Here is a 26258-nt window from a genome sequence, read left to right as displayed (position 1 = left end):
AATTCCCTGTTGGCAAGGCAACATGCATCTTCAATTAACAAAATAAATGTAGCCATTGATGGACCTGCTGGTGCAGGGAAAAGTACAGTGGCCCGCCTGGTGGCGAAAGCACTTTCCTATGTATATGTAGATACCGGAGCCATGTATCGAGCAGCAACGTGGTACATGATGTGCAAAGAAATTCCTGCAGGAAATGTACAAAAAGTGCTTCAGCATGTACCTGAGCTGGTGATTGAATTAGTACCGGACCCCACAGGCCAAAAGGTTTATTGTAACGGGGAAGATGTAACCACTGTGATTCGTTCGATGGAAGTGACTAGCAATGTGTCACAGTATTCGAGTATTGCTGGTTTACGTACACGCTTGACCGAATACCAGCGTGAAATGGCTGCGCGTAAAGGTGTAGTCATGGACGGACGCGATATTGGAACAACTGTGCTTCCCGATGCCGAAGTCAAAGTGTTCATGACCGCAAGTGTTCAGGAACGTGCTTCACGTCGTTTTAAAGAACTGAGCGAAACTGATGATATCACTCTGGAACAGCTTGAACGTGACATAGCGGCACGTGATAAGTTTGATGAGGAGAGGGAGGTATCCCCGCTTCGTTGCAGTGAGGACGCCATCGTGCTTGATACGACCCATATGGGCATTCAGGATGTCGTGGATACGATCGTATCTTATTGCTTAACGGAGAAGGATGGAGAGATCAGCCAATGATATATACTGTATGCGCCAGTATTTTGCGTCTCATTTACCGCGTTCTGTTTAGGCTTGAGGCGGTAGGCAGGGAAAATGTTCCTGCTGAGGGTGGAGTGCTGTTGTGTTCTAATCATATTAGTAATCTTGACCCTCCTACAGTTGGCATTTTGCTGAAGCGCAAGGTTCACTTTATGGCCAAAGCAGAGCTGTTTAATGTTCCTGTACTGGGGCCACTGATCGACAAACTGGGAGCTTTTCCAGTCAAACGTGGTGGTGTGAGTAAGGAATCCATTAAGCTGGCATTGAACATTTTGCGTGACGGTAAGGTTATGGGGATTTTTCCCGAAGGCTCCAGAGGAGCTGGGGGGATTGGTAAAAAGGGTGCTGCCAGTTTTGCACTGCGTAGTGGAGCGGCTGCCGTTCCGGTCGCCATTATTGGTGATTACAAGCTTTTCCGTAAAACGAAAGTGATATACGGTAAACCTGTTAATTTGGACGCTTACCAAAAGGGTGCCGATATCGAAGGAGATCCTCTTGAATTGGCAACAGAAGCAATTATGTCACGTATTCGCACAATGAAGGAAACGGGTAAGCCAACGAATGATTGAAAGGCTTGCATGAATTGTGTCTAAGCTTGGAAAACTAGAATAAAAATGTATTTTGTTTTGAACTCTGCTATTGCGCAGGTTTAAATAAATGGTTTTTTTGAATTGAGGAGGGTATTGACATGTCGGAAGAAATTAAAAATCAAGAAGCTGCTGAAGCGGCAAATCAAGACGAGCTCGATCAAATCGTTTCCCTGAAAAAAGGTGATACCGTTAAGGGTACAATTGTGAAATTGGAAGATAACCAAGCGGTAGTAAGCATTGGATATAAATACGATGGAGTTATTCCAATTCGCGAATTGTCTTCTGGTCTGGACAATGCAGAAGAAGCAGTACAAGTAGGCCAAGAGGTTGAAGCTAGAATTATCAGCATCGACGACGGCAAGGAGAAACTTGTTCTGTCCAAACGTGCAATCGACAGTGAAAATGCTTGGGAAAAGTTGGAGCAACTGTTCGAAAGCAAAGAAGTATTTGAAGTTGTTGTGAATGATGTTGTTAAAGGCGGCATCGTAGTAGACGTGGGTCTGCGCGGATTCATCCCTGCATCCATGGTGGAACGCCATTTTGTTGAAGATTTCAGTGATTACAAAGGCCGCACATTGCGTGTTATTGTAAAAGAACTGGATCGTGAAAACAACAAAGTGATCCTTTCCCAAAAAGACGTTCTGGAAGCAGAATTTGAAGCTAACAAGCTTAAAGTAATGGCTGAGTTGAAAGAAGGACAAGAAATCGTTGGTACGGTTCAACGTCTTACTCAGTTTGGTGCTTTCGTAGATGTTGGCGGAGTAGACGGTCTGGTTCACGTATCTGAAATTGCTTGGACTCATGTTGATAAACCTTCTGATGCTGTTTCCGAAGGAGATCAAGTGAAAGTGAAAGTCTTGAAAGTAGATCCTGAAAAGGGAAAAATCAGCCTGAGCATGAAAGCTGCACAGCCTGGTCCTTGGGAATCGGCTGCTGGACAATTCAATAACAATGACATCGTAACTGGTGTTGTTAAACGTCTGGTTAACTTCGGTGCATTCGTTGAAATCGCTCCTGGTGTGGAAGGTTTGGTTCATATTTCTCAAATTTCCCACAAACACATTGGAACTCCACAAGAAGTTCTTGAAGAAGGACAAGAAGTTAAAGTTAAAATTCTTGAAATGAATCCTTCCGAAAAACGTGTAAGCCTGAGCATTAAAGAAACTGAGGAAGCTCCTGAAGCTGCTCCAAAAGCAGAAAGAGCGCCACGTGCATCTCGCGCACCTCGTGAGGAACTGAATAATCCTAACGTTTCCCTCAACAATTCCGGACTGAGCATTACGCTTGGTGAGCGTTTTGGCGATAAGCTGAACAAATTTAAATGAGTTTAAATCAATACATTTTATAATAAGCATAACGTACACCATCGGCGGACCCAGAGGGTTCGCCGATTGTTGTTACGTCACTATATCGCCAATAGGTATGTTTTTTGCTATGATGAAAGCGGAAGAATTGACAGGAGGAGTGAATTTATGGCAAGACCCGTTGTGGCTATCGTTGGTCGTCCGAATGTGGGTAAGTCCACGATTTTTAATCGGATTATCGGGGATCGTTTGTCCATCGTGGAAGATAAACCGGGAATCACTCGTGACCGTATTTACGGTATATCGGAGTGGAATGGTAAATCCTTCAGTATTATTGATACCGGCGGCATTGAGATTGATGGTGAGGATGTTATTCTGAAGTCCATCCGTATGCAGGCCGAACTCGCAATAGAAGAAGCAGATGTTATTGTATTCATGAGCGATGCAAAAGCTGGAATAACGCAAGCGGATGAAGAGGTAGCTCAAATGCTGTATCGTTCGGGTAAACCGATCATCGTAGCAGTAAACAAGGTGGACAACCTCAGTCGCGCCGATCTGATCTATGAGTTTTATTCTTATGGATTTGGTGATCCAATTGCTGTTTCTGGTAGTCATGGCACAGGGATCGGTGATCTATTGGATGCAATTACGTCCAATTTACCTGAGCTAGAAGAAGATCATTATGATGAAGACGTTATACGTGTCGCTTTGATCGGACGTCCGAATGTAGGTAAATCTTCACTCGTTAATGCCATTCTAGGAGAAGAACGGGTTATCGTCAGTGACATCGCAGGCACAACACGTGATGCAATTGACACGCCTTTTGAAAAAGACGGTCAAAAGTATGTACTGATTGATACGGCAGGTATGCGTAAACGTGGTAAAGTGTACGAAACGACTGAAAAATATAGTGTAATGCGTGCGATGCGTGCCATTGAGCGTGCAGATGTTGTACTGGTTGTTATTAACGGCGAGGAAGGCATTATTGAGCAGGATAAACACATTGCTGGCTATGCTTATGAAGCGGGTAAAGCATCACTGTTTGTGGTTAATAAATGGGATGTCGTAGATAAAGACGATAAAACGATGCACCAGTTTGAGACGAAAATCCGTGACCATTTTCTATTCATGACCTATGCTCCGATTGTGTTCTTGTCTGCAAAAACCAAGCAACGTCTGCAAAAGTTGCTTCCAGTTGTACAGCATGTGGCACAGCAGCATGTCATGCGTATTCAGACACATTTGCTGAATGATGTCATTTCCGATGCGGTTGCTATCAATCCACCACCAACAGACAAGGGCCGACGTCTGCGTATTAACTATGTGACTCAGGTTGCTGTTAAACCGCCTACGATGGTTGTATTCGTAAATGATCCTGAGATAATGCACTTCTCATATGAGCGTTATCTGGAGAACAAAATTCGCGCCGCCTTTAATTTTGAAGGAACTCCAATTCGTATATTTACACGGCGCAAGTCTGACGAAAGTTAGGAGCGAATAGGTTGATTTTACAGATCGTTGCCATCGTACTCAGTTACTTGCTTGGCTCTGTCAGCTTTAGTTTGCTGTATGGAAAATTAAAAGGAATCGACATTCGCCAGCATGGAAGCGGCAATGCCGGTGCGACGAATACGCTGCGTGTGCTTGGAAAAGGCCCAGCTATTCTGGTACTGCTGCTGGACGTACTCAAAGGGGTTATTGCGGTGCTGATAGGGCACTGGTTGGGTGGAGAATCATCCTGGTTACCGGGTTTGTGTGGCATTGCGGCGATTGCGGGCCATAACTGGCCGGTATATTTTCACTTTCGCGGAGGTAAAGGGATAGCGACTGCCATTGGTGTATTGGCATCGCTTGCCTTGCTGCCGGCCTTATATGCCGGAATCATTGCGATACTTGCGATCGTAATAACGCGTTATGTATCCTTGGGATCACTAATTTTTGTCATTTTGACCCCTTGGATATTACTCGTACTTGGTTTTGCTTGGCCGTTATTTTGGACGGCTTTAATCATTTGCCTGTTCGCTGTGTGGAGACACCGTACTAATATAGTTAAGTTGGCACGGGGAAATGAGAATAAGCTTGGCTCCAAAGGAGGAGATCGTCTTGTCTGAGAAAATAGCTGTGCTGGTGGCAGGGAGTTGGGGAACAGCCCTAGCTTCCGTACTTGCGACCAATAACAACGATGTCTCTGTCTGGACGAGAAGCGAACAGCAAGCTGCTGAGATCAATGAGAAGCATACGAATGAGCATTATTTACCAGGCTCTATTTTGTCTGATCGCATTTCAGCTACAACGGATATGCAGACTGCGGTATCTGGAGCTAAAGCGGTGATCATCGTATCCCCTTCGTCTGCCGCTCGGCAGGTTGCACATAGTTTGAAGGCTCATTTCACCAAGGATATGCTGGTAGTACATGCCATTAAGGGCTTTGAAACAGAGACACTCAAGCGTATGTCCACGGTGATCTCGGAAGAGCTGGAAATCGCGGAGGATGATATTGCCGTGCTGTCAGGCCCGAGCCATGCGGAGGAAGTGGTGAAGAAATGTCCTACAACGGTTGTTGTAGCTTCTGCCAATGAGAAGGCTGCTAAGGCTGCCCAGGGACTGTTCATGAACTCCTATTTCCGCGTCTATACAAATCGTGATTTGCTCGGTGTAGAACTGTCCGGTGCTTTAAAAAACATTATCGCACTGGGCGCGGGAATGTCGGATGGACTTGGCTTCGGTGATAATGCCAAAGCGGCTCTATTGACCCGTGGATTGGCTGAGATTACCCGTGCCGGAGTTGAGATGGGGGCTAATCCACTAACCTTTGCCGGACTCGCTGGTATAGGCGATTTAGTTGTGACCGCAACGAGTCGTCACAGCCGCAACTGGCGTGCAGGGTCATTATTGGGGCAGGGCCAACAGCTTGATGCCGTACTGGAATCTATGGGTATGGTCGTAGAGGGGATTCGTACGACAAAAGCAGCATACGCTATCTCGCAAAAATTGGGTGTTCAAATGCCTATTACAGAAGTGCTGTATGGAGTGCTGTTTGAAGGACGTGATGTCCGCAAAGCCGTTGAGGCATTAATGGGTCGCGATCCGAAAACCGAGATGGAAGTCATGCCGCTTCAAACTTGGGAGCAATGGCATTCATAAGAACACAGAGCCAGCTTCTAAATTATAAAGGTTGTCTCATGAGTAGATTTTTCTACGATGAGATAGCCTTTTTTAGTTAGGCATTTGGCATGTCTTTTGTATGCTTAATCACCTTTTGTCTCCGCCACTCATAGACTGAGTTGAGCAATGGCGGAGGAGGGGAGATTGTGAGTAAAAACTTTCCGAAAGATGCATTGAAGGCCATTAACAAAAAAGGCGGCAAAAACATATCCGAAAATGCAGTGAAAAAGCTGGCAGGCACGGTAAAGCCGGACACGCTTCAAAGTGAAGCGCAGTTGCGTCAGCTTATAAAACAGGTGTCTGCGATGGCTAACATTCCGGTATCGGAAGATACAATCAGGGATATTGTCGGAGCCGTCAAAAAGAGCGGAATGAATCCTTCCAATATGGAAGCGTTAATGAAAATGATGATGAAAAAATAAAACACTGGCCGTGCGAGGGTTTGTTTTATTCACCGTGAACCGGGAAGGTTCGCGGTTTTTTTATATTTTCAGGCAGTAAAGTGCTTTTTCAGTACACAAAATGTCGAACTGCCATGTCGAACATGTTATAATGATGCCCATCAGGAAACGGGAGGAAAGACAGCAAAGGAGGAAATGATGTTGAAGGAGGCAATATCATCAGTGTTAGTGGACAGGTTTCCTCACGATCTGGCAGTTGCGCTGGATAGCTTGACTGAGAGCTGGTCAGCGGTGTCAGTTCCGTGGATACTGGGGGGGAGCTGTGCACTACTTGTGCAAGAAGTTGAACTGGATCGTCTGCCTCGGGACATTGATATTTATGCGGATATTCATGCCGCCAAGCTATTACACGCGCACTCGCCAGGTGTGAGTATAGACCAACAGCAGGTTGACCGTAGCGGATCTTACGTTTCTTTGCTAAGCCACTATGAGCTGGAGGGATTTCCAGTCGAATTGGTGGGAGGATTTGAGGTTTTATGTGATGGAGCTTTATACCGCTTAGAGGTCGAGCGGCTACTCTGGTCGGCTGGGATACAGCTTGATCTGGAAAATACCTCATTGCGTTTGATGCCTCTCAGTCACGAGTTGCTATTCAATCTGTTGCGAAATCGCCCCGACCGCTATCAAGCGATTGCAGATGTCATGAAGCGAGACCCGCAACGACACATAGGGATACTAACACAGCTATTGGTCAGTAACATTTGGAATAAGGAGCAGTTGAGCAAGCTCGGAGAGCTTCTCCCTTGGCCAGAACTACACTCCTTAATCCAGATGAGCAATGAAATATAAGTTGCACGCGTATTAATAGGAAAGGTGAATGGAGGACCGTTCATGAATGTACAGATTACGTTCCAGCCGTCAGGCAAGCGTGTTCAAGTCGGTCAGGGCACGTCATTGCTCCAGGCTGCCCGTAAAGCAGGTGTGTATATTCCCACTCGTTGTGATGGAAAAGCAGCCTGTCTGATGTGTAAAGTGCAGATAGCACCGGAACGGGCTGAGCTCGCAGGTCACCCTAATGATGCAGAACAGCGTAAGCTGGGACCTTTACTGAATGAAGGAATACGTTTATCCTGTCAGGCCCGCGCTCAAGGTGATGTAGAGGTAACCATACCGGAGGATAGACTCAAGGCAGCTATTAGGCGGCAACTGGAGCGTCAGGCGCTGGATGACGAACTGTGGTAATATCGATTTTAATAATTAGAACAAAAAACAAAGGATATTTCTCGACGGCTAGAACCGGTCAGAGAAATATCCTTTTTTTATTTAAGTCTAGCAACAAAGTCATGTGGAAATCTTGCTGTGCATATATTAGGTGAGTGGACCCAAACGTAAAATATCGTTCCTGCAATGATCATGGTGACGTAATCTATTTTTAAAAAACTAAACATATTTTACGGAGGGGATACATATGATGGTATCAGTCCAAATGCATGTACGAGTTTACGCCGTTTCGCCGATTCCATCAGTCTCCTGAATCTCGGCGGCGGACGACTTCCGGGCATTTTAAAGGCTGTTCTGCCGCATCTGGGATCAAGCAGTTGGTTGAACACGAAGCGGATGCTCTTTAAGCATTTTTCCTTCGGAGACTTTTGAGGAGGGGATTTCATTGGAGAAAGTGGACATTTTTAAAGACATTGCCGAACGCACCGGAGGAGACATCTATCTTGGGGTCGTCGGCGCGGTCCGAACAGGAAAATCAACGTTTATCAAGCGGTTTATGGAAACGATTGTACTGCCCAACATTACGAGTGAGGCGGACCGTGCCCGCGCCGTAGACGAGTTGCCGCAAAGTGCGGCAGGGAAGACGATCATGACGACGGAACCTAAATTCGTACCGAATAATGCCGTCCAGATCAAAGTAACGGAAGGACTGGACGTGAATGTACGTCTGGTTGACTGTGTGGGATATGCAGTAGAAGGTGCAAAAGGCTACGAGGATGAAAATGGTCCAAGGATGATCTCTACACCATGGTTTGAAGAACCCATTCCTTTTCAGGAAGCGGCAGAAATCGGTACACGTAAGGTTATTCAAGAACATTCGACACTCGGTGTGGTAGTCACCACAGACGGCACCATTGCTGAAATCCCGCGTAGCTCTTATGTAGAGTCGGAGGAACGCGTCATTGAAGAGTTGAAGGAAGTTGGCAAGCCATTTGTTCTGGTTATCAACTCCACGCATCCACGCAGTGATGAAACACTTCAACTCCGCAGTGAACTGGCTGCCAAGTATGATATTCCAGTCATGACACTCAGCGCGGCGACCATGACGGAAGATGATGTTACGGGTGTACTTCGTGAAGTATTGTATGAATTCCCGGTGCATGAGGTGAATGTGAACCTGCCGAGCTGGGTTATGGTATTGAACGAAAATCACTGGCTGCGTAGCAACTATGAAAATTCCGTTCGTGATACGGTTAAAGATATCCGACGCCTGCGTGATGTAGATCGGGTGGTCAGCCAGTTTATGGAGTATGAGTTCATCGACAGGGCCGGATTAAGCGGAATGAATATGGGGCAGGGCGTCGCGGAAATCGATTTGTATGCGCCTGATGAGCTTTATGACCAGATTTTGGTTGAAGTCGTCGGGGTAGAGATTCGCGGCAAGGATCATTTGCTGCAAATGATGCAAGATTTTGCCCACGCTAAAAGGGAATATGACCGCTTTGCCGAGGCTCTGGAAATGGTCAAGACAACAGGATACGGTATTGCTGCTCCGTCACTGGCCGAGATGGCGCTGGACGAACCACAGCTGATTCGACAGGGTACAAGATTTGGTGTGAGGCTTAAAGCGACAGCCCCTTCCATTCACATGATCCGTGTCGATGTGGAATCGGAATTTGCTCCGATTATCGGAACAGAAAAGCAAAGTGAGGAGCTCGTACGCTACCTGATGCAAGACTTTGAGAATGATCCAATCAAAATTTGGGAATCAGACATTTTCGGACGTTCGCTGCATTCCATTGTGCGTGAAGGTATTCAAGGCAAGATCGCCATGATGCCGGACAATGCACGCTACAAGCTTCAGGAAACGCTGGGTCGCATTATTAACGAAGGTTCTGGTGGTCTTATTGCTATCATTCTTTAAGGCTAGGCCATGACCAAAAATATACAAGGAAAATACCGTAGAGGGCTGACTGCTCTTTGCGGTATTTTTCTATATTTAATAAAACCTATTTACATACTTGGTTTAACGCGATATATTAAGTATCAAATTTGAAACATATTAGTGCTTGGAACGAGGGGGAAACAAATCATGTATATCCAAAAAGGGCTCCAAAAAAACAAGAAGCTAGGGCTCGGAGCCATCATGCTGCTGGTGCTGATTATACTGGTCACAGCATGTGGCGCGCCGAAAACAGAAAGCGGCGCTCAAGGGACAGGCACTGCAGGAACGAATACAGGAGATGGAAAAACGGATAGTTTAAATTTAAAGGGTAAACGGTTTGCTTTGATCATGGAGTTTAACACAGGTACATTTTCGCAGCAGTATGTGCAAGGTGTGGAAAATGAGGTTAAGAAATTTGGCGGTACACTGACCAAGTTTGTTGCCAATAACGATAAGGCTAAAATGGCTTCTTTGCTAGATAGTGCGATTAACCAGCAGTTTGACGTCATTTTGACTGACCATGGTGACGCATTGCTGGAGCCAGGACTCAAAAAAGCAATTTCCCGCAATATTCCAGTTATCGTCTTCGATGCTGCGGTCAATGTACCGGGCGCGGTAGTGCTTTCACAGGATGACCAAAGCATGGCGGAGCTGACGTTGGAGCAAATGAAAAAGGACATCGGTGGCAAAGGAAACATTGTGAAAGTATGGGTTGCAGGGTTTGCTCCAATGGAGCGTCGTCAGGTTGCTTATGATGCATTTTTGAAATCCAATCCAGATATTAAAGAGATCGCGACTTTTGGTTCGGCTCAGAATCCTGCTTTGGATACGCAAGCCAAAATGGAAGCAGTGCTAAAGCAATATCCTAAGGGAGAAATTACAGCAGTCTGGGCGGCTTGGGATGAATTTGCCAAAGGTGCAGCTCGTGCGATACAACAAGCTGGGCGTACGGAAATTAAAGTTTACGGGATTGATATGAGTGATGAAGATTTGCAAATGATTCAGGACCCGAAAAACCCTTGGGTGGCTTCAGCAGCCGTAGATCCAACAGATATCGGGCGTGTACAAGTGCGCTATGCATACCAGAAGTTGCATGGGGATAACCCTGAGGAGAAGGTTGTGCTGAAGGCAGTATATGTGCAGCGCGAAGAGTTACCGGATAAGCAAATTTCCACATCCGAGTTGTCTCAATATGTGAAAGGATGGGGCAAGAGTGAGCAGGGCTACAAGGATTGGATGAAGGAATATGAAACGTCCAAATAAAATTGCTGCATAACGCAAATGTAAAGGCGCGCTTCGGCGCGCTTTTATCATAAGCAGGAGTGAGGAGGCACCATGAGTTCACAAGTATATACATTGGAGATGAAGAAAATCAGCAAACAGTTTGCTGGTGTAGATGCGTTGCGAGCCGTGGATTTTACGGTGCAGGGTGGCGAAATTCACGCTCTGCTGGGTGCCAACGGAGCAGGGAAAAGCACATTAATGAAAATCTTGTCCGGTGCGTATCGTTTCGATCAGGGAGCTATCGTCGTGGATGGCAAGGAACTGATCATTAGTTCACCGTGGGAAGCCAAAAGAGCCGGAATTCACTGTGTGTATCAAGAAGTCGATTCAGCGCTTGTGCCTCAGCTAACCGTCGCTGAGAATATTGTAATGGACGATTTGTCTGCACCTGATGGTCGATGGTGGGCTGCACCAGCGTCCATGCGTAGGCGGGCACGTGAGGCATTAGCGCGTTTGGAGGTTGATATAGATGTACGACGATACGTGTCAGAATTGACATTGGCAGAAAAACAGCTTGTACTCATCGCACGGATTTTGACACAGCAGGCGAATACTATCATTTTTGATGAGCCAACGGCACCGCTGAGCGAGGAAGAAACGAGGCGTTTGTTCCGCACAATCCATACCCTCAAGGATGAGGGAGTAGCATGTATTCTTATCACCCACCGATTGCCAGAGGTCATCGAGCACAGTGACCGTGTTACGGTGATGCGTGATGGTGAACGCGTGTTCTCGGGGCCTGCTTCTGATTTAAATGTAAGTGGCATTGTCACATATATGCTTGGGAAAACATTTGATGAGGAATTTCCTAAAAAAGAGGTACCTATTGGTGAAACGGTATTGGAAGCAAGAGGGCTCCGTAAGGGATTGCGAGTTCACGGCGTTGATTTGCACGTCAGACGCGGTGAAATTCTCTCTATTGTGGGTTTGGTCGGTGCGGGCAAGACGGAGCTGTCACGACTTCTTACAGGGGCAGACAAGCCTGATGTGGGAGAGCTTACCTTCAAGGGGCGCTTCATTCGTATGCGTGAGCCAGCGGACGCGGTAGCCCAAGGAATTGTGTCTATACCCGAGGAGCGACGTAAGCAAGGGATTTTGATTGAGGAGAGCGTGGAACGAAACCTTAATCTTCCGCTCTTGGGCAAGCTGAGTGTCTTTGGTTTCATCAGTCGGCATAAAGAACGTAATAACGGCAATGGTATTGTCGCCTCTCTTGGTATTAAGACGCCTTCACTGCGTCAGCCTGTTAAGTATTTGAGCGGTGGGAATCAGCAAAAGGTTGCGATAGGAAAATGGCTTCATTCTGGTGCGGATATATTTGTTTTTGACGAGCCAACCAAGGGTGTGGATATAGGGGCAAAAAGTGATATTTTCCGTATTATTGGAGACTTGGCTGCGCAAGGAAAAGCGATCATTTATCTTACCTGTGAATTTGCTGAAGGTATTGGCATTGGTGATCGGATAGCAGTCATGTATGATGGCAAAATAATAAGGGAATTTGCGCGGGGCGAAGTCGAACAGGAACAGCTTCTGTTATACGCCAGCGGTGGGAAAGCGGTGCAGTCATGAAGGAAAAATGGTTAAATGTCTCGTTTCGTTACGGTGCCGTAGTTGTCATTATAGGTGTATTGGCGTTCTTCTCAGCCACATTACCTTATTTTTGGACATATGATAATTTAATGGATATTCTCGGCTCCATTGCGATTGTTACTTTCGTTGCCATTGGTGTGACGTTGTCACTTATTGTGGACGGCTTTGACCTATCGGTTGGTGCAACGGTATCTTTGACAACGGTCGTCTCAGCTTCGTTGATGGTCTGGTATGAACAGCCTGTTGCAGTGGTCATTATTGTATCTCTGATTGTTGGAGCTTTGGTTGGTCTATTAAATTCACTTTTAATTATTAAACTGCGTATCCCCGATTTGCTCGCAACTCTAGCCATTATGTATATTGTAAGCGGTATTCACCAAACGTACGCACAGGGCTACACCATTTACAATCATATGCAGTTTCCTGATGGCAGCAAGGCTCCAGGGGAGATATCTCCAGCATTTCTTTTACTGGGACAAGGTAAATGGTTAGGTGTCCCAATTTCGGTTATTTTACTGTTGTTAGCTGTGGCGGCGGTGCATGTCTTCTTAACCTACACGAAGCATGGACGTCAAATGTATGTAACTGGCGGGAATGAGGAGGCTGCTCGTCTGTCGGGTATACGGGTAAAAAAAGTCCGTACGCTGGCCTATATTGCCTCAGGCGTATTTGCGGCAATTGCCGGTATTTTGTATGCCTCGCGTGTAGGCTCGGGTCAAATTGACGCTGGCTCTTCCTTACTTATGGAGGCGGTAGCTGCAGTATTCGTCGGCTTTTCAGTGTTTGGTGCTGGCAAACCCAATGTTATTGGTACATTTATTGGTGCGGTGTTAATCGGCGTATTAGTTAATGGACTGACTATGATGAATGTGCAATATTTTGCCCATGACATTGTCAAAGGAGTAGTGCTGGTGCTTGCGCTGGCTGTTACTTTTTACGTACTGAACCGTCGTCGTACTTGAAATTGTCTGTCGACTGTATTACTATAAACCTTGTTCCACGCAAGAAGGGTGCCATAAAACGCCAGTTTCGGCCTATATGGCGGTGGTTAGGTATATTCTATGTATATTTAACGACGAAACGGAAACAGATGATAACATTATGGAAGGCAGTATGCCGCCCGGGTTATTTTATACAGGCGACTTCATTATCGGCGGAGCACACCGATAACCTTAATGCTGGACTACACTTGAATTGGGAGGTGAATATATTGAATAAAACGGATTTGATCAATCAGGTTTCTGAAAGCACTGAATTGTCCAAAAAGGACGTAACGAAAGCAATCGATGCAGTATTTGAAGCGATCGCTGGAGCACTGCAAAACGGAGACAAGGTACAACTGGTAGGTTTCGGGAACTTTGAGGTTCGTGAACGTTCTGCACGTAAAGGACGTAACCCGCAAACAGGAGAAGAAATCGAAATCCCTGCGAGCAAAATTCCGGCATTCAAACCGGGTAAAGCGCTCAAAGACGGAATTAAATAAGATTTCTTACATATTCCCAATGCGCTGAGAGGACCGTGAATTTGATTCACGGCCTTTTCTTTTTGTTCTATTTACTTTGTGGTAGAGGCGCCATGGACTGAAGATGAGGGATTTGTCCTGCCGTTTTGCGAGGCATAAGCGATCAGCACTAAGGGTTCACCTGTCAGCTCGACAAATTCATGTTCCAGCCGTTGAAGCTGTTCAATCTGAGCAGGACTGAGATTGGCGGGACGATAGTTTTCCATCAGATCCGTTCCTTTCGTTAATAGATGGGACTGCACAGATAGTATGGCACAGGAAGCACTAATTGTTGCAGGCAGCGTGGGAAGCAGGTAGTTGACAAAACAAGCTTAAATCTCCATCATAAAAATATAGCTTCGGCTCTCAGGGAGGAAAAGGACATGGAAGATAACGTGACGGGCAGCAGTGAGTACGTCGTAATTAAAGCAAAAAGCAATGGATGTCAGGTTTTTGGTCTGACGAGAGGTCAGGATACACGCCTGCATCACTCAGAAAAATTGGACAAGGGCGAGGTGATGATCGTTCAATTTACGGATCATACTTCTGCCATCAAAATTCGCGGCAAGGCCGTGGTGATGACCAAGCACGGAGTTGTAGATACGGAGGAGTAAAATGCAGGCATAGCCTGCTTTTTTTTGTTGTACAATGAGAGTGAGGACCTTTACCGTAGCAAACCCACATTATGGGGTAGGGGTCAGGGGAGGCTCTGATGAAACCTTGGATTGTACTCGGTGGTTCCATTCTCATAACCACCGCAGCAGCAATATTGCTGCCGTCCTTACAGATGCTGGACTCGGGTACCGCAGCAGTTCGTGAAACACAGGCAACAATCTCGCCCCAGCAACGAGTGTTGCTGACGGATGACAATCTGGTAGATACACTGAACGAGCTTCCATTGACCACACCGATTGCAAGTGCAAGCTGGGAACATTCTGTCCTGACCCTGGATGTTAAGCTGTCCAAGGAAGAAACCACACCTCTGGAGATTTATCAAAACATGGCGGAGCTTGCCGCCTTTAGCTTTTACGGAACGACGAATGTACGGCAATTGCTGTTGCGGGTGGTGACGCAGGATGAATGGTCAGGAGAACGCCATTTGCTGCTGGCATCCGATATACGCCGGAACGAGTGGACGAACGAGGCATTGGAACAACTTAGAAATCGGGAAGGCGCTGAACTGCCAGAAGCTTTGAAATCTCGTTTCCGCATTACAGTAACGCCCATGTGGCAAAACAGGTTTAGCGGTGTATATACAAACTAGATGTTTCTACCGCTGGACCTACAGTACTTTAGTCGCGAATCATTTTAAATTGTGATATAATATAAGGCATTGCAATTATTTGAGTATACCAGAAAGTCATGGCTCGGAGGCTTAGGATGAAACCGTATCGCGTACCTCAATTAGCAAGGAAATATGTGGAATACGACATGATTCAACAACATACGGAAATGCCGGCTTTTCCTGACAGCCGTACCCGTTTGCTGTTTGAGTTTTTGAACCGGAATGCGCAAGGGCTGCATGCCAGTGAGGATGAACTGTACGCTTTAGTTACATCACTTGTGCAGATGGGACTGGATACGCATGATATGATTGATACTCTATCCGGTATACGAAGCCCGGAAGAGATGCGTTCCAGACAACTGAAAGTGTTAGCTGGTGACTACTTCAGTAGCCGTTTTTATCAGCTACTCGCAATGGCAGGTCGAATCGAGGCCATTTCGAAGCTGAGTGATGCTGTATGTGAAGTGAACGCAGGGAAAATGAGCTTGTACTGGGAGATGAAGCGTTTTCGATTGGATGCCGCTCAGTATTTATTTCAGATGGTTCGCTTCAAACAGGAGCTTTTTTTATCATTGACTTCCCTTATTGCAGAACAGGATCAGGAAGTCTGGAGGCAGCTTCTTAACGAATTCGCTCTCTGTGATACCTTAGTGGAGGAATGGGAGAAGCGGGCAGAGCCGGACAAGTCCCGTTTCGGATATATCTTCTGGCATATTTACGGTAACGGAGACCAGCATGAGCAGGTGCTGCTTTCAGAGGCTGGTACTGAAACAGAAGTTTGGCGTAAGCTTATGCTGAAATACAAAGCCGAGGATGCGATACTGGACAAGCTTCGCACGGCTGTTACACACATCCGGCAGACCCTGTCAGATGAACAAAACACGGGGATTGAGGAATTTGAATGCATGCTTGAGCCTTTCCAGAAGCTGCTAAACAGTTCGCACCCGGTTGTGAGGGAAGGTTAGGTGAACGTCATGGGATCAAGCGACACCAAGCCGAAAGAGCAATTCGTTCATGGCGTGTTTGAAAGTATAGCCGGTAAATACGATTTGATGAACGATATACTGAGCTTTCGTAGACATAAGGCTTGGCGGAAATTTACGATGAAAAAAATGAACATGCATCACGGCGATACGGCAATCGACCTTTGTTGTGGGACATGTGACTGGACGCTTGCGATGGCGCGTGCAAGTGAAAGTGGTCACATCGTAGGATTGGATTTTAGCCAGAACATGCTAAATGTTGGCGAGCGAAAGATTACATCGGAATCCCGTGAAAAGCAAATCAAGCTTGTTCAAGGCAACGCGATGGATCTACCTTTTGAAGACAATTCATTTGATTATGCGACGATTGGTTTCGGTCTACGCAACGTACCTGATTTGCGCCGCGTGTTGCAGGAAATGCAACGAGTCGTCAAACCAGGTGGGCAGGTTGTATGCCTGGAGTTGTCCAAACCTACTTGGCAGCCGTTCAAGGGAATTTACTACGCATATTTTCAGCACATCTTGCCCATGCTCGGCAAATTGTTCGCCAAACGTTATGAGCAGTACAAATGGCTCCCTGATTCGTTGGCGCTTTTTCCAGGAAGGGATGAACTGGCTGACATCTTTCGTGAAGTCGGATTGAAGGATGTTCAGGCTCATTCTCTCACCGGAGGCATTGCGGCATTGCATATTGGAATCAAGGAGAGTCAGCATGTTTAAGAAAATTGCTATTTTTTTGGAAATGATTAAAATTGAACATACTTTATTTGCGCTCCCATTTGCATTTATGGGGGCTGTATTGGGGTCAGTTGTCGTGACGGACAACCTTCCCTCATGGCCGCAGATCGGTTGGATCTTGCTGGCTATGGTTGGCGCACGTAGCGCAGCCTTCGGCTTCAATCGTATGATTGACCGTGTGATTGACGGGAAAAATCCGCGTACAGCAGGACGCGCCATCCCGGCAGGGCTGCTCAAATCGAGCGAAGTGGTGATTTTTATTATCGTTAGCTTGTTGTTGCTATTCTGGGCCTCATTCAAGTTAAGTCCGCTGGCGTTCAAGCTGTTCCCGCTGGCCTTTTTTATGCTTGTTTTTTACTCTTACACCAAGCGTTTTACTTGGCTGTGCCATGTTGTACTCGGTTTGACCATTGGTTTGGCGCCGCTAGGCGCGTGGGTTGCAGTGACGGGACAAATGGACTTGACTGCAATTGTACTTTATCTCACGATTGCATTTTGGACCGCTGGTTTTGATGTTATTTATGCTTGTCAAGATATTGATTTTGACCAGAACGAAGGGGTTTATTCTATTCCTGCCCGTTTTGGTATAGCAGGTGCTCTGAACATTGCCCGGGCGTTCCATGTTATTACAGCGATCGGATTTATCGTACTGTTCTTTATTGCAGATTTAAGCTGGTGGTATCTGGCGGGCATGATTATTTCATACATTATTTTATTTTATGAGCACTATATCGTTTCTCCAAAAGATTTGAGTCGTTTGCAGACGGCATTCTTTACTATGAACGGTGTACTTAGCATTGTCGTATTTGCTTTTACACTGATTGATTTGGTGGTGCGTCAATACTAATGAATAATCAGGTGAGCAACCATCAAGGCAAACGAATCGTTATTGGCATTACAGGTGCGAGCGGAAGCATTTATGGTGTACGACTGGTAGAGACACTGCTGGACTTGCAGTATACAGTTCACCTGATTGTTTCTAATGCTGGCTGGCGGGTATTGAAAGAGGAGCTGGGCTGGAATGTGACTGACCGGGAAGGAGCTTTGAATGAACAATTCGGAGGCCGTCCCGGTTCTCTTGTATACCATCCGTTTACAGATATTGGAGCTTCTATTGCAAGCGGCTCTTATTTGGTCGATGCCATGATTATCATGCCATGCTCGATGGGGACGTTGTCAGCGGTAGCGCACGGTTCGTCTGATAATCTCATGACGCGTGCAGCAGATGTGATGATGAAGGAAGGTCGTCCGCTAATCCTTGTGCCTCGTGAGACACCGCTACATGCTATTCATTTGGAAAATATGCTTAAGCTTGCGAGACTCGGCGTCAAAATGATTCCGGCCATGCCAGCTTTTTATTTTCATCCAAAGACGCTGGATGATATTGTACTGTTCCTCGTAGGCAAAGTATTAGACAGCTTGCGTATAGAACATCAACTGTTTACGAGATGGGGGGATTCCGATGTCGATACCGGACACCAAGACAATCACAATCGGAAAAATTAAATATACAAACGCTTGGCCTATTTTTCATTACTTTAATCCTTCAGAGCTTCTCCATTCGGCGGAGATGGTTTCCAAAGTTCCGGCTGAATTGAATCGAGGCATGCTGAATGGGAGTTTGGATATGAGTGCGATGTCCTCCTTTGCGTATGCATCGGGTGCTGAGGAAATGCTGCTGTTGCCCGATTTATCCGTTAGTGCAGACGGTCCAGTCCAATCCATATTACTATTTTCACGCAAGCCGCTAAACGAAATCATTAACGGCACCATTGCACTGACGAATACTTCAGCCACATCGGTGAACTTGTTGAAAATTTTGATGCAAAAGGCATGGGAAGGCCAGCCTACTTACTTTGACTGTGAACCAGATCTTGATTTGATGCTGGAACAGGCGGATGCAGGGCTGCTGATTGGAGATCACGCGATCAAGGCATCCTGGCGAAGTGAGGGCCTGTATGTAACCGACCTCGGGGAAGAGTGGAAACGCTGGACGGGCTACAGTATGACTTTTGCTGTATGGGCAGTTCGACGTGCTGTTGCTGCTCAGAATCCCGCTGCGGTGGCTGAAATTGCGAGTGCGTTCCGCGTAAGCAAGCAGCGTGGTCTGTCTGACCTAGCACCTGTTATTTCTGAAGCTTGCAAGGAAATTGGAGGTTCGGAAGATTATTGGGAGCGCTACTTTACGAATCTGTGTTATGATTTTGGAGAGAAGCAACAACAAGGTTTAGAGCTTTATTTTCAGTATGCATATGAACTGGGGCTGCTTGACCGACGAGTGAAGCCGCTTCTCTGGAGTGACAATACGCTGACACGGGTGAAAGAATGAAACGATTGGATTTGTTCGGTTTATTAAAAAAGGATATGAACTTCATAGAAGAAGAGCTGTACCGTAGCATTGACAGTAGGGAGCCGTTGATTAATGATACGTCGCTTCATCTACTTAAAGCAGGGGGCAAGCGTTTGCGTCCCGTATTTGTATTGCTGGGGGGCAAGTTCGGAGAATATGATCTGGACAAGCTCAAGCGCATAGCGGTACCTCTGGAACTGATTCATTCTGCCTCTCTCGTTCACGACGATGTGATTGACGATGCAGAAACGAGACGCGGCCAACCCACCGTGAAGTCCAAATGGGACAATCGGGTGGCTATGTACACTGGAGACTACATATATGCACGCGCACTATCTATTGCTGCTGGACTGCCGAATCCCGATATTCACCGAGTGCTGTCTAAGGCGTTGGTACAGATGTCGATTGGTGAAATGGAACAAATACGTGATTTTTTTAATGTGGATCAGAGTGTGCGCAATTACTTGCTTCGTATACGGCGCAAAACGGCATTGTTGATTGCAGTCAGTTGCCAGTTGGGAGCTATGGCCGCAGGAGCACGGGAAAGAGTCAACTCTCTGTTGTACAGCTATGGCTATAACGTAGGTATGGCTTTTCAAATTCAGGATGATTTGCTTGATCTGTGTGGAACAGAAAAAAAGATAGGCAAGCCGCCAGGCAGCGATATGAGACAGGGCAATATTACGCTTCCGGTCATTTATGCGCTTGAACAACCCGAACTACGAGATGATCTGCTGGCTGAAATCCGGCGAATTCAGGATGGGGACGGGCAAGGAGACGCACGTAAAGCGGTGGATATGATCAAAAAAAGTGAAGGAATCGCTAAAGCTGAAATTCTCGCTGACCGATATATTAATAAAGCGCTGAACGCGCTGGACTTACTACCAGATGTCAAAACAAAAAAGACGCTGCGCGATATTGCTCATTTTGTGACACGCCGTTCCTACTAAAGTTGTATTTTAGGTTTGCTGTGACAAAATACTTTAACCGTTTCCAATCTTTCTGTTACAATACAGATTAGTACTGTATAAATACATTAGATTGGATTGGGAGTGAGCCGATGGATCGTACGTTTTTGATGGTTAAACCGGATGGTGTACAACGCGGACTGATTGGACGTATTGTCAGTCGTTTGGAAGACAAGGGCTTCAAAATGGCGGCTGGCAAGCTTGTGCAGGTATCTAGAGAACAAGCAGAGCGGCATTATGCGGAGCATGTGGGCAAGCCTTTTTTTGAAGAGCTTGTAGGCTTTATCACATCAGGACCTGTATTTGCCATGGTTTGGGAAGGGGATAACATTGTTACGCTTTCCCGCTTGCTGATTGGTAAAACACAAGTAACAGAGGCTCTACCAGGCACCATTCGTGGAGACTTTGCTGCACATACACCGTTTAACCTCATTCATGGTTCAGATTCACCGGAGAGCGCAGAGCGCGAGATTGCAAATTTTTTCACACCGGAAGAATTGGTTCGGTATGAAAAAACTGTAGCGACCTGGGTGTAAGTTTAATTACGTATGAAGAAGGATGGTAGCATGACGGATCTGGAACTGGGTCAGACGGACCCCGATTACACAGCGTTTATCCGCAAAATCAAGGACAGCACAGGTATTGATCTTGCACAATACAAAGAAGCACAGATGAAAAGGCGGTTAACGACGCTTCGCAACAAAAACGGGTTTCCCAGTTTTGTTTCTTTTTATGATGCCATGATGAAGGAAAAACCTCTATTCTATGAATTTCTGGATCGTATGACGATCAATGTTTCCGAGTTTTGGCGAAATCCCAATCGGTGGGAAGTGCTGCGGGATATCATTTTGCCACAGTTGCTTGTGGGAAAGCAGAAGCTTAAGCTGTGGAGTGCGGCCTGCTCGACTGGTGAAGAGCCCTATAGCTTGGCTATGGTTCTCGACGGTAAAGGAATTTTAGGAAATTGCTCTATTACAGCTTCCGACATTGATGATGGTGCATTGGCTAAAGCCAAGGAAGGTAAATATTTGGAGCGCTCACTCAAGGATGTACCTGAGCAGGTAGCTAGCAAATATTTTAAACCAGATGGTGCCATGTATCGGATTGATGACCGTTTAAAACAGGCTGTGAAATTTCAAAAGCAAAACTTGCTGCTGGATCGATTTGAGGATGGGTACGATCTCATTATCTGTCGAAATGTTATGATTTATTTTACTGAAGAGGCCAAACATGCGTTGTATCAAAAGTTTGCTGCCAGCCTTCGTCCCGGCGGTGTTCTATTTGTCGGCAGTACCGAGCAAATCTTTTCTCCTAACCAATATGGTCTGGAATCGACTGAAACCTTTTTTTATCGCAAAAAAGCATAAGCCTGTACATATCATCCATCGTTTCGTAGGAACTTATTTCTATTCTTAAGTAATGGATGGCTGGCTTATCAACAGTGCACGTCCTTTAGCTCTTCTGACTGAGGGACGTGTTTTTTTGTTTATCTGCCTCAGACGTGGCTTTTCTTGTCAAAGAAAGGTGCGTATACTATAATGAAGCACAGTTAAAGATTTTAGCGATGCACAGTTTAACAGTTTAAAGGGGGAACGCGTCATGAGTTTACGTTATTTAACCGCGGGGGAAACGCATGGTCCCCAGCTAACTGCCATTGTAGAGGGTATGCCGAGTAATTTAAAATTGGATTTTGAGGAATTGAATTTTCAGTTGCACCGTCGTCAGAAAGGATATGGACGGGGGCGGCGTATGCAGATTGAAAAAGATACGGCGAAGATTGCTGGTGGCGTACGTCACGGATATACCACAGGTGCACCAATTGCACTAGTTGTGGAAAATAACGATTGGAAGCACTGGCAGAATATTATGAATATTGAGCCTATTGAAGGCAGTGATGAAGAAAAACGTCGGGTTCATCGGCCGCGTCCGGGTCATGCGGATTTGAATGGCGGAATGAAATACAACCTGAAGGATCTTCGTAACGTGTTGGAACGCTCCAGTGCACGTGAAACAGCAATTCGTGTGGCATGTGGCGGTTTGGCTCGTCAATTACTGGCTGAGTTCGGAATTAAGGTAGCAGGTCAGGTCATCCGCATTGGTGAAATCGAAGCTCCTTATCGCGATTTGCCGATTGATGAACTGATTGCCGTAACAGAAGCTTCTTCGGTAAGAGTAACCGATCCAGAAACGGAGAAGAAGATGGAAGCATATATTGACCTGATCAAGCAAGAAGGTGACTCCGTCGGCGGGGTAGTGGAATGTATCGTGGAAGGTGTTCCGATTGGTCTGGGCAGTCATGTACAGTATGATCGGAAGTTGGATGCACGTATCGCACAAGGCGTCATGTCGATCAATGCATTTAAAGGCGTGGAAATCGGCATTGGATTTGAAGCAGGAGAATTGCGTGGTTCACAGGTGCATGACGAGATTTTATATGATGAGGAACGTGGATATCACCGTCGTACGAATCGTTTGGGTGGTTTTGAGGGTGGTATGACCAACGGAATGCCAGTGGTGGTTCGTGGCGTTATGAAGCCAATTCCCACACTTTATAAGCCGCTGCAAAGCGTTGACATTGATACGAAGGAACCGTTCACTGCACAGGTTGAGCGTTCGGATGCATGTGCGGTACCAGCGGCAAGCGTAGTCATGGAGCATGTGGTAGCTTGGGAGCTAGCCAAAGCTTTACTAGAGAAATTCGGCGGGGATTCAATTGAAGAAATCCGCGCGAATATTGCATCCTATGAACAACAACTGGAGCAATACTAAGATGAGTACGCTGACGGTACAGCTTGGCGAACGTTCTTATCCTATTCTTATCGTCCGTGGGTTGTTGCATCAAGCCGGAGAGTCGTTGAAGGAACGAGGAATTGCACAAAAAAGCCCATTATTGATTGTTTCAGACGAAAATGTAGCGGGATTCTACTTGGCAACATTGGAAAGCAATCTTCAAGAGGCGGGGTACAAAACGGTAACATTTGTTGTTAAGCCAGGTGAAACATCCAAGTCGCTTGCTGTATTTGAGCGGGGTATAACAGCAGCCATTGAGGGCGGTTTGGATCGCAATTCAGCTGTTATCGCTCTTGGTGGTGGTGTGGTGGGTGATTTGGCTGGATTTGTGGCGGCATCTTATATGAGAGGCATCAAGTTCGTACAGATTCCTACTACAATCCTTGCGCATGACAGTAGTGTAGGCGGTAAGGTCGGCATTAATCACCCTTTGGCGAAAAATATGATAGGGGCCTTCCACCAGCCGGAACTCGTACTGTATGACGTAGATACGTTATCAACATTACCTCCTCGCGAGGTATCTGCGGGGCTTGCTGAAATGATCAAGCATGGCTTGATCTGGGATGCTGATTTTGCTCAGTGGTGCCGTGAGCATGCGACGGATTTGCTCGGACTGGATGCGACGGCATTGGAGTACGGACTGGAGAAGGGATGTTCCATTAAAGCCGAAATTGTGTCGCGTGATGAACGAGAAAATGATTTGCGCGCTATTTTAAACTTAGGCCATACGATCGGTCATGCGATTGAAGCGATTGCTGGGTATGGTGAGTTTTTACACGGGGAAGCCATTTCTATTGGTATGGTTGGCTCCGCAATACTGGGTGTGAAGCTGGGGGCAGATCCTTCTTTGGTAAACGAAACGAAGGAAATGCTATCATCGCTGCGCTTACCGACTTCTCTTCCGTCACATCTCGATACAGACCAACTGCTCGAAGCGATGATGCATGACAAAAAATTCAAAGAAGGCAGCATTACTTTCGTTGTCCCACGCAGTATAGGGCGTGTGGAGGTTGTGAAGGATATTTCCGTCTCTTACATCCGGGAAGTCATTGAACAGTTAAAAGAGGAGGCGTAACGATGTACAATCGTGGAATTCGTGGCGCGACGACCGTGACGAATAATGAAGCAAACGAAATTTTGGAAGCAACAAGCCAACTACTGGAGGAAATTGTATCCTATAATGAAATTCAGCCGGAGGATATTAGTAATGTATGGATAACGGTGACCCATGACCTGGATGCTGCCTTTCCAGCTATGGCCATCCGTCAGCTTGACGGCTGGGACATGGTTCCGCTCATGTGTGCATTAGAAATTCCTGTAGCTGGTAGCTTGCCCAAGTGCATCCGTTTGATGGTGCAGGTGAATACCGATAAATCTCAGCGTGAAATGAAACATGTATATTTGAACGGAGCACAGATGTTAAGACCAGATCTGGCTTCCCAAGGGAAATAATCGTCCATTTTTTAAGTTGATGGTTGCCAAAGTAACATTCCATGAGATATAGTGTGTGTAGCAGAGTTGAGTAGAGTAGAGTTAGCCAGAGCAGAGTTGAGATGAGAAGAGTGTAGCCTAGCCAATTCCATATGAGATTACAGAGACCAGCGGTAGCGGGTAAGCTTTTGTCCGTGAAGAGACCTTCTTCATAAAGAGAAGCTTATTTGAGGTAACCTGCGCGGTTATGCAAAAGGGATAAGTGTATGCTTTTCTATTTGCTGTAATCATTTTACATATGGAGCATTCTTATAATTTCAATAACTGACAGCCTCTACCTTACGGGTAGAGGCTTTTTTATTCTCTCCATTGGGTTCTGCGCCAATTTGGAAAGGAAGTGATCTCATGTTAACGCCGCATGTGGAGCAAGTGATAGCGATGGCGAATGAATTTAACCTGATTCCTGTGTACAAAAAAGTGCTGGCTGATATGGAGACGCCGATTCGGATTTTCCGTCGGTATGCTGAGCGGGACCGTGCCTTTCTGCTGGAGAGCGTAGAGGGAGGCGAACAGTGGGCGCGACATTCCTTCATCGGAACAGACCCGTTTCTTATGGTTTCGGGAAAAAAAGGTCGATTGATTTTGGAGCAACATGGAAAACGTCAAATATTAAGCGATAAGCCGCTTGAAGCGCTCAAAGCATTGCTTCGTAAATACCGTAGTCCGAAACTGAAAGAAATGCCTCCATTTACAGGCGGGGCTATCGGATTTTTTGGATATGATCTACTTCAATACTATGAAAAACTGCCAGAGCACTCGGTAGATGATTTGAATATGGATGATATTCGTTTTATGTTTTGCGATCAAGTCATTGTCTTTGATCATGTGAAACAGCAAATTTTGCTGGTTGGCAATGTTCATATAGGTGAAGGGTACCGCGAGGAGGACATCCGTGCTGCTTATGAAGATGTGGAACGCAAGTTGGAGAACACGGCGCAGTATCTGCGCAAGCAGGCCCCGCCGGAGCGATTAGGAGCTGCGTCCATTCCTGATGATGTGGAACTGGGTGAGATCCAATCCAATGTGACAAAGGAACAGTTTATATCAAACGTAGAGCAGGCAAAGAAGTATATCCGCTCCGGTGATATTTTTCAGGTTGTACTGTCGCAGCGTTTTCACATTGATACAGAGGCCTCTCCACTGCAGGTATACCGCGTGCTGCGTACGATGAACCCGTCGCCATATATGTATTATTTGAAAATGGATGACGAGATCATCGTAGGCACTTCGCCAGAGGCACTCGTCAAGGTGGAAAACGGCCGCGTAGAGACCCGACCGATTGCAGGAACGAGACCGCGTGGCGTAACGGAAACCGAAGATGCGACGCTTGCTGAAGAATTGTTGAAGGATGAAAAAGAACGTGCAGAGCATCTGATGCTGGTCGATTTGGGAAGAAATGATCTGGGACGTGTATCCCAGTTTGGCACCGTAAAATGCGATACATTCATGGAGATTGAACGCTATTCCCACGTGATGCACATTGTATCGAATGTGTCGGGTGAACTGCGTGAGGATAAAGATTTCTTTGATGCTTTCCTGTCTTGCCTGCCTGCCGGCACCGTATCGGGAGCTCCAAAGCTACGGGCCATGGAGATTATTGCCGAGCTGGAGCGGGAAGCACGCGGAACCTATGCAGGAGCAATTGGATATTTGGGCTTCTCAGGCAATATGGATGCTTGCATTACGATTCGCACGATTGTGTTTAAAAAGAACCGGGCCTATGTCCAGGCAGGGGCTGGAATTGTGTGGGACTCAGTACCGGAAAGCGAGTATCAGGAGACGGTGAACAAAGCAAAGGCACTGCTGAAAGCAATCCGCACGGCGGAAGCGATGTTTCCAGCAACGACACAGCCTTACAACAGCGTCATCAATCAAGATTATTTGTACACTCCGTAACACACAAAAATCTGATTC

The 26258-nt window shown here is 46.3% G+C and carries 31 protein-coding genes; 30 read left to right on the top strand and 1 reads right to left on the bottom strand.

Going from position 1 to position 26258, the window contains the following annotated elements:
- Nucleotides 1–9: 9 nt before the first annotated feature.
- The 16 genes from cmk (at nucleotide 10) to ACN6NF_RS14330 (ending at nucleotide 13721) form a co-directional block, all read left to right on the top strand.
- The gene (gene cmk / locus ACN6NF_RS14405; protein ID WP_474318288.1) at nucleotides 10–717 is read left to right on the top strand and encodes a (d)CMP kinase; all 708 of its coding nucleotides are present in this window, start codon (nucleotides 10–12) and stop codon (nucleotides 715–717) included.
- Nucleotides 714–1307 carry a lysophospholipid acyltransferase family protein gene (locus ACN6NF_RS14400; protein ID WP_474318287.1) on the top strand — a complete coding sequence of 198 codons (594 nt, stop codon included), beginning with the start codon at nucleotides 714–716 and terminating at the stop codon, nucleotides 1305–1307. Before cmk ends, ACN6NF_RS14400 begins: the two co-directional genes overlap by 4 nt.
- A 119-nt stretch (nucleotides 1308–1426) precedes the next feature.
- Nucleotides 1427–2653, top strand: a complete 1227-nt coding sequence (gene rpsA, locus ACN6NF_RS14395) for a 30S ribosomal protein S1 (protein WP_474318286.1) — start codon at nucleotides 1427–1429, stop codon at nucleotides 2651–2653.
- Between the two features lie 147 nt (nucleotides 2654–2800).
- Nucleotides 2801–4123, top strand: a complete 1323-nt coding sequence (gene der, locus ACN6NF_RS14390; RefSeq protein WP_013371698.1) for a ribosome biogenesis GTPase Der — start codon at nucleotides 2801–2803, stop codon at nucleotides 4121–4123.
- 11 nt (nucleotides 4124–4134) lie between these two features.
- Entirely contained in the window at nucleotides 4135–4743 is a 609-nt protein-coding gene (plsY, locus tag ACN6NF_RS14385) for a glycerol-3-phosphate 1-O-acyltransferase PlsY (RefSeq protein ID WP_016822223.1), read from the top strand.
- On the top strand, nucleotides 4736–5776 hold the full coding sequence (locus ACN6NF_RS14380) for an NAD(P)H-dependent glycerol-3-phosphate dehydrogenase (protein WP_474318285.1): 1041 nt from the start codon (nucleotides 4736–4738) through the stop codon (nucleotides 5774–5776). The genes plsY and ACN6NF_RS14380 overlap by 8 nt, the downstream gene beginning before the upstream one ends.
- Nucleotides 5777–5943: 167 nt before the next feature.
- Nucleotides 5944–6219, top strand: coding sequence for a stage VI sporulation protein F (locus ACN6NF_RS14375; RefSeq protein ID WP_474318284.1), 276 nt, complete (start codon nucleotides 5944–5946; stop codon nucleotides 6217–6219).
- A gap of 177 nt (nucleotides 6220–6396) precedes the next feature.
- Nucleotides 6397–7047 (top strand): hypothetical protein, encoded by a 651-nt coding sequence (locus ACN6NF_RS14370; RefSeq protein WP_474318283.1) that lies wholly within the window; start codon nucleotides 6397–6399, stop codon nucleotides 7045–7047.
- Between the two features lie 42 nt (nucleotides 7048–7089).
- Nucleotides 7090–7440, top strand: a complete 351-nt coding sequence (locus ACN6NF_RS14365) for a 2Fe-2S iron-sulfur cluster-binding protein (RefSeq protein WP_017427539.1) — start codon at nucleotides 7090–7092, stop codon at nucleotides 7438–7440.
- A 248-nt stretch (nucleotides 7441–7688) separates the two neighbouring features.
- Nucleotides 7689–7826, top strand: a complete 138-nt coding sequence (locus tag ACN6NF_RS14360) for a hypothetical protein (protein ID WP_013371690.1) — start codon at nucleotides 7689–7691, stop codon at nucleotides 7824–7826.
- A gap of 38 nt (nucleotides 7827–7864) precedes the next feature.
- Complete coding sequence (gene spoIVA, locus ACN6NF_RS14355; RefSeq protein WP_017427540.1) at nucleotides 7865–9343, top strand: stage IV sporulation protein A; 1479 nt, start codon at nucleotides 7865–7867, stop codon at nucleotides 9341–9343.
- A 168-nt stretch (nucleotides 9344–9511) separates the two neighbouring features.
- On the top strand, nucleotides 9512–10627 hold the full coding sequence (locus tag ACN6NF_RS14350) for a sugar ABC transporter substrate-binding protein (protein WP_474318282.1): 1116 nt from the start codon (nucleotides 9512–9514) through the stop codon (nucleotides 10625–10627).
- A gap of 72 nt (nucleotides 10628–10699) precedes the next feature.
- Entirely contained in the window at nucleotides 10700–12217 is a 1518-nt protein-coding gene (locus ACN6NF_RS14345) for a sugar ABC transporter ATP-binding protein (protein ID WP_474318281.1), read from the top strand.
- A complete protein-coding gene (locus ACN6NF_RS14340) occupies nucleotides 12214–13200 on the top strand; it encodes an ABC transporter permease (protein ID WP_474318280.1) in 987 nt (328 codons plus the stop codon). The genes ACN6NF_RS14345 and ACN6NF_RS14340 overlap by 4 nt, the downstream gene beginning before the upstream one ends.
- A gap of 76 nt (nucleotides 13201–13276) precedes the next feature.
- Nucleotides 13277–13408, top strand: a complete 132-nt coding sequence (locus ACN6NF_RS14335; RefSeq protein WP_258013985.1) for a hypothetical protein — start codon at nucleotides 13277–13279, stop codon at nucleotides 13406–13408.
- Nucleotides 13409–13448: 40 nt separating this feature from the next.
- Nucleotides 13449–13721 (top strand): HU family DNA-binding protein, encoded by a 273-nt coding sequence (locus ACN6NF_RS14330; RefSeq protein ID WP_014599981.1) that lies wholly within the window; start codon nucleotides 13449–13451, stop codon nucleotides 13719–13721.
- Nucleotides 13722–13792: 71 nt separating this feature from the next.
- On the opposite strand, the gene ACN6NF_RS14325 is transcribed toward ACN6NF_RS14330, so the two are convergent.
- Nucleotides 13793–14002 (bottom strand): hypothetical protein, encoded by a 210-nt coding sequence (locus tag ACN6NF_RS14325; protein WP_474318279.1) that lies wholly within the window; start codon nucleotides 14000–14002, stop codon nucleotides 13793–13795.
- Nucleotides 14003–14122: 120 nt separating this feature from the next.
- On the opposite strand from ACN6NF_RS14325, the gene mtrB reads away from it, so the two are divergent.
- From mtrB to trpE, 14 genes are all read left to right on the top strand, one after another.
- Complete coding sequence (mtrB, locus tag ACN6NF_RS14320) at nucleotides 14123–14353, top strand: trp RNA-binding attenuation protein MtrB (RefSeq protein WP_013371682.1); 231 nt, start codon at nucleotides 14123–14125, stop codon at nucleotides 14351–14353.
- A gap of 98 nt (nucleotides 14354–14451) precedes the next feature.
- On the top strand, nucleotides 14452–15003 hold the full coding sequence (locus ACN6NF_RS14315; RefSeq protein WP_474318278.1) for a hypothetical protein: 552 nt from the start codon (nucleotides 14452–14454) through the stop codon (nucleotides 15001–15003).
- A gap of 116 nt (nucleotides 15004–15119) precedes the next feature.
- Nucleotides 15120–15989 (top strand): heptaprenyl diphosphate synthase component 1, encoded by an 870-nt coding sequence (locus ACN6NF_RS14310; RefSeq protein ID WP_474318276.1) that lies wholly within the window; start codon nucleotides 15120–15122, stop codon nucleotides 15987–15989.
- A gap of 9 nt (nucleotides 15990–15998) precedes the next feature.
- Nucleotides 15999–16727 (top strand): demethylmenaquinone methyltransferase, encoded by a 729-nt coding sequence (locus ACN6NF_RS14305; RefSeq protein ID WP_447249021.1) that lies wholly within the window; start codon nucleotides 15999–16001, stop codon nucleotides 16725–16727.
- The gene (locus ACN6NF_RS14300; RefSeq protein ID WP_474318275.1) at nucleotides 16720–17592 is read left to right on the top strand and encodes a UbiA-like polyprenyltransferase; all 873 of its coding nucleotides are present in this window, start codon (nucleotides 16720–16722) and stop codon (nucleotides 17590–17592) included. The genes ACN6NF_RS14305 and ACN6NF_RS14300 overlap by 8 nt, the downstream gene beginning before the upstream one ends.
- Complete coding sequence (locus tag ACN6NF_RS14295; protein ID WP_474318274.1) at nucleotides 17592–18251, top strand: UbiX family flavin prenyltransferase; 660 nt, start codon at nucleotides 17592–17594, stop codon at nucleotides 18249–18251. The genes ACN6NF_RS14300 and ACN6NF_RS14295 overlap by 1 nt, the downstream gene beginning before the upstream one ends.
- Nucleotides 18208–19074: a menaquinone biosynthetic enzyme MqnA/MqnD family protein gene (locus tag ACN6NF_RS14290; protein ID WP_474318273.1), complete on the top strand. Its 867-nt coding sequence runs from the start codon at nucleotides 18208–18210 to the stop codon at nucleotides 19072–19074. Before ACN6NF_RS14295 ends, ACN6NF_RS14290 begins: the two co-directional genes overlap by 44 nt.
- The gene (locus ACN6NF_RS14285) at nucleotides 19071–20045 is read left to right on the top strand and encodes a polyprenyl synthetase family protein (protein WP_474318272.1); all 975 of its coding nucleotides are present in this window, start codon (nucleotides 19071–19073) and stop codon (nucleotides 20043–20045) included. The genes ACN6NF_RS14290 and ACN6NF_RS14285 overlap by 4 nt, the downstream gene beginning before the upstream one ends.
- A 110-nt stretch (nucleotides 20046–20155) precedes the next feature.
- Complete coding sequence (gene ndk / locus ACN6NF_RS14280) at nucleotides 20156–20599, top strand: nucleoside-diphosphate kinase (RefSeq protein ID WP_013371674.1); 444 nt, start codon at nucleotides 20156–20158, stop codon at nucleotides 20597–20599.
- 30 nt (nucleotides 20600–20629) lie between these two features.
- Complete coding sequence (locus ACN6NF_RS14275) at nucleotides 20630–21430, top strand: CheR family methyltransferase (protein WP_013371673.1); 801 nt, start codon at nucleotides 20630–20632, stop codon at nucleotides 21428–21430.
- A gap of 232 nt (nucleotides 21431–21662) precedes the next feature.
- Nucleotides 21663–22832 (top strand): chorismate synthase, encoded by a 1170-nt coding sequence (gene aroC, locus ACN6NF_RS14270; protein ID WP_474318271.1) that lies wholly within the window; start codon nucleotides 21663–21665, stop codon nucleotides 22830–22832.
- Nucleotide 22833: 1 nt separating this feature from the next.
- Nucleotides 22834–23928 carry a 3-dehydroquinate synthase gene (gene aroB, locus ACN6NF_RS14265; protein WP_474318270.1) on the top strand — a complete coding sequence of 365 codons (1095 nt, stop codon included), beginning with the start codon at nucleotides 22834–22836 and terminating at the stop codon, nucleotides 23926–23928.
- A 2-nt stretch (nucleotides 23929–23930) separates the two neighbouring features.
- Nucleotides 23931–24305, top strand: coding sequence for a chorismate mutase (aroH, locus tag ACN6NF_RS14260; RefSeq protein ID WP_016822205.1), 375 nt, complete (start codon nucleotides 23931–23933; stop codon nucleotides 24303–24305).
- 384 nt (nucleotides 24306–24689) lie between these two features.
- A complete protein-coding gene (gene trpE, locus ACN6NF_RS14255) occupies nucleotides 24690–26240 on the top strand; it encodes an anthranilate synthase component I (protein ID WP_474318269.1) in 1551 nt (516 codons plus the stop codon).
- The last annotated feature ends 18 nt before the right edge of the window (nucleotides 26241–26258 follow it).

It is taken from the genome of Paenibacillus sp. TSM33, assembly GCF_056099025.1.
This window is presented reverse-complemented; position numbering and strand designations above follow the sequence as displayed.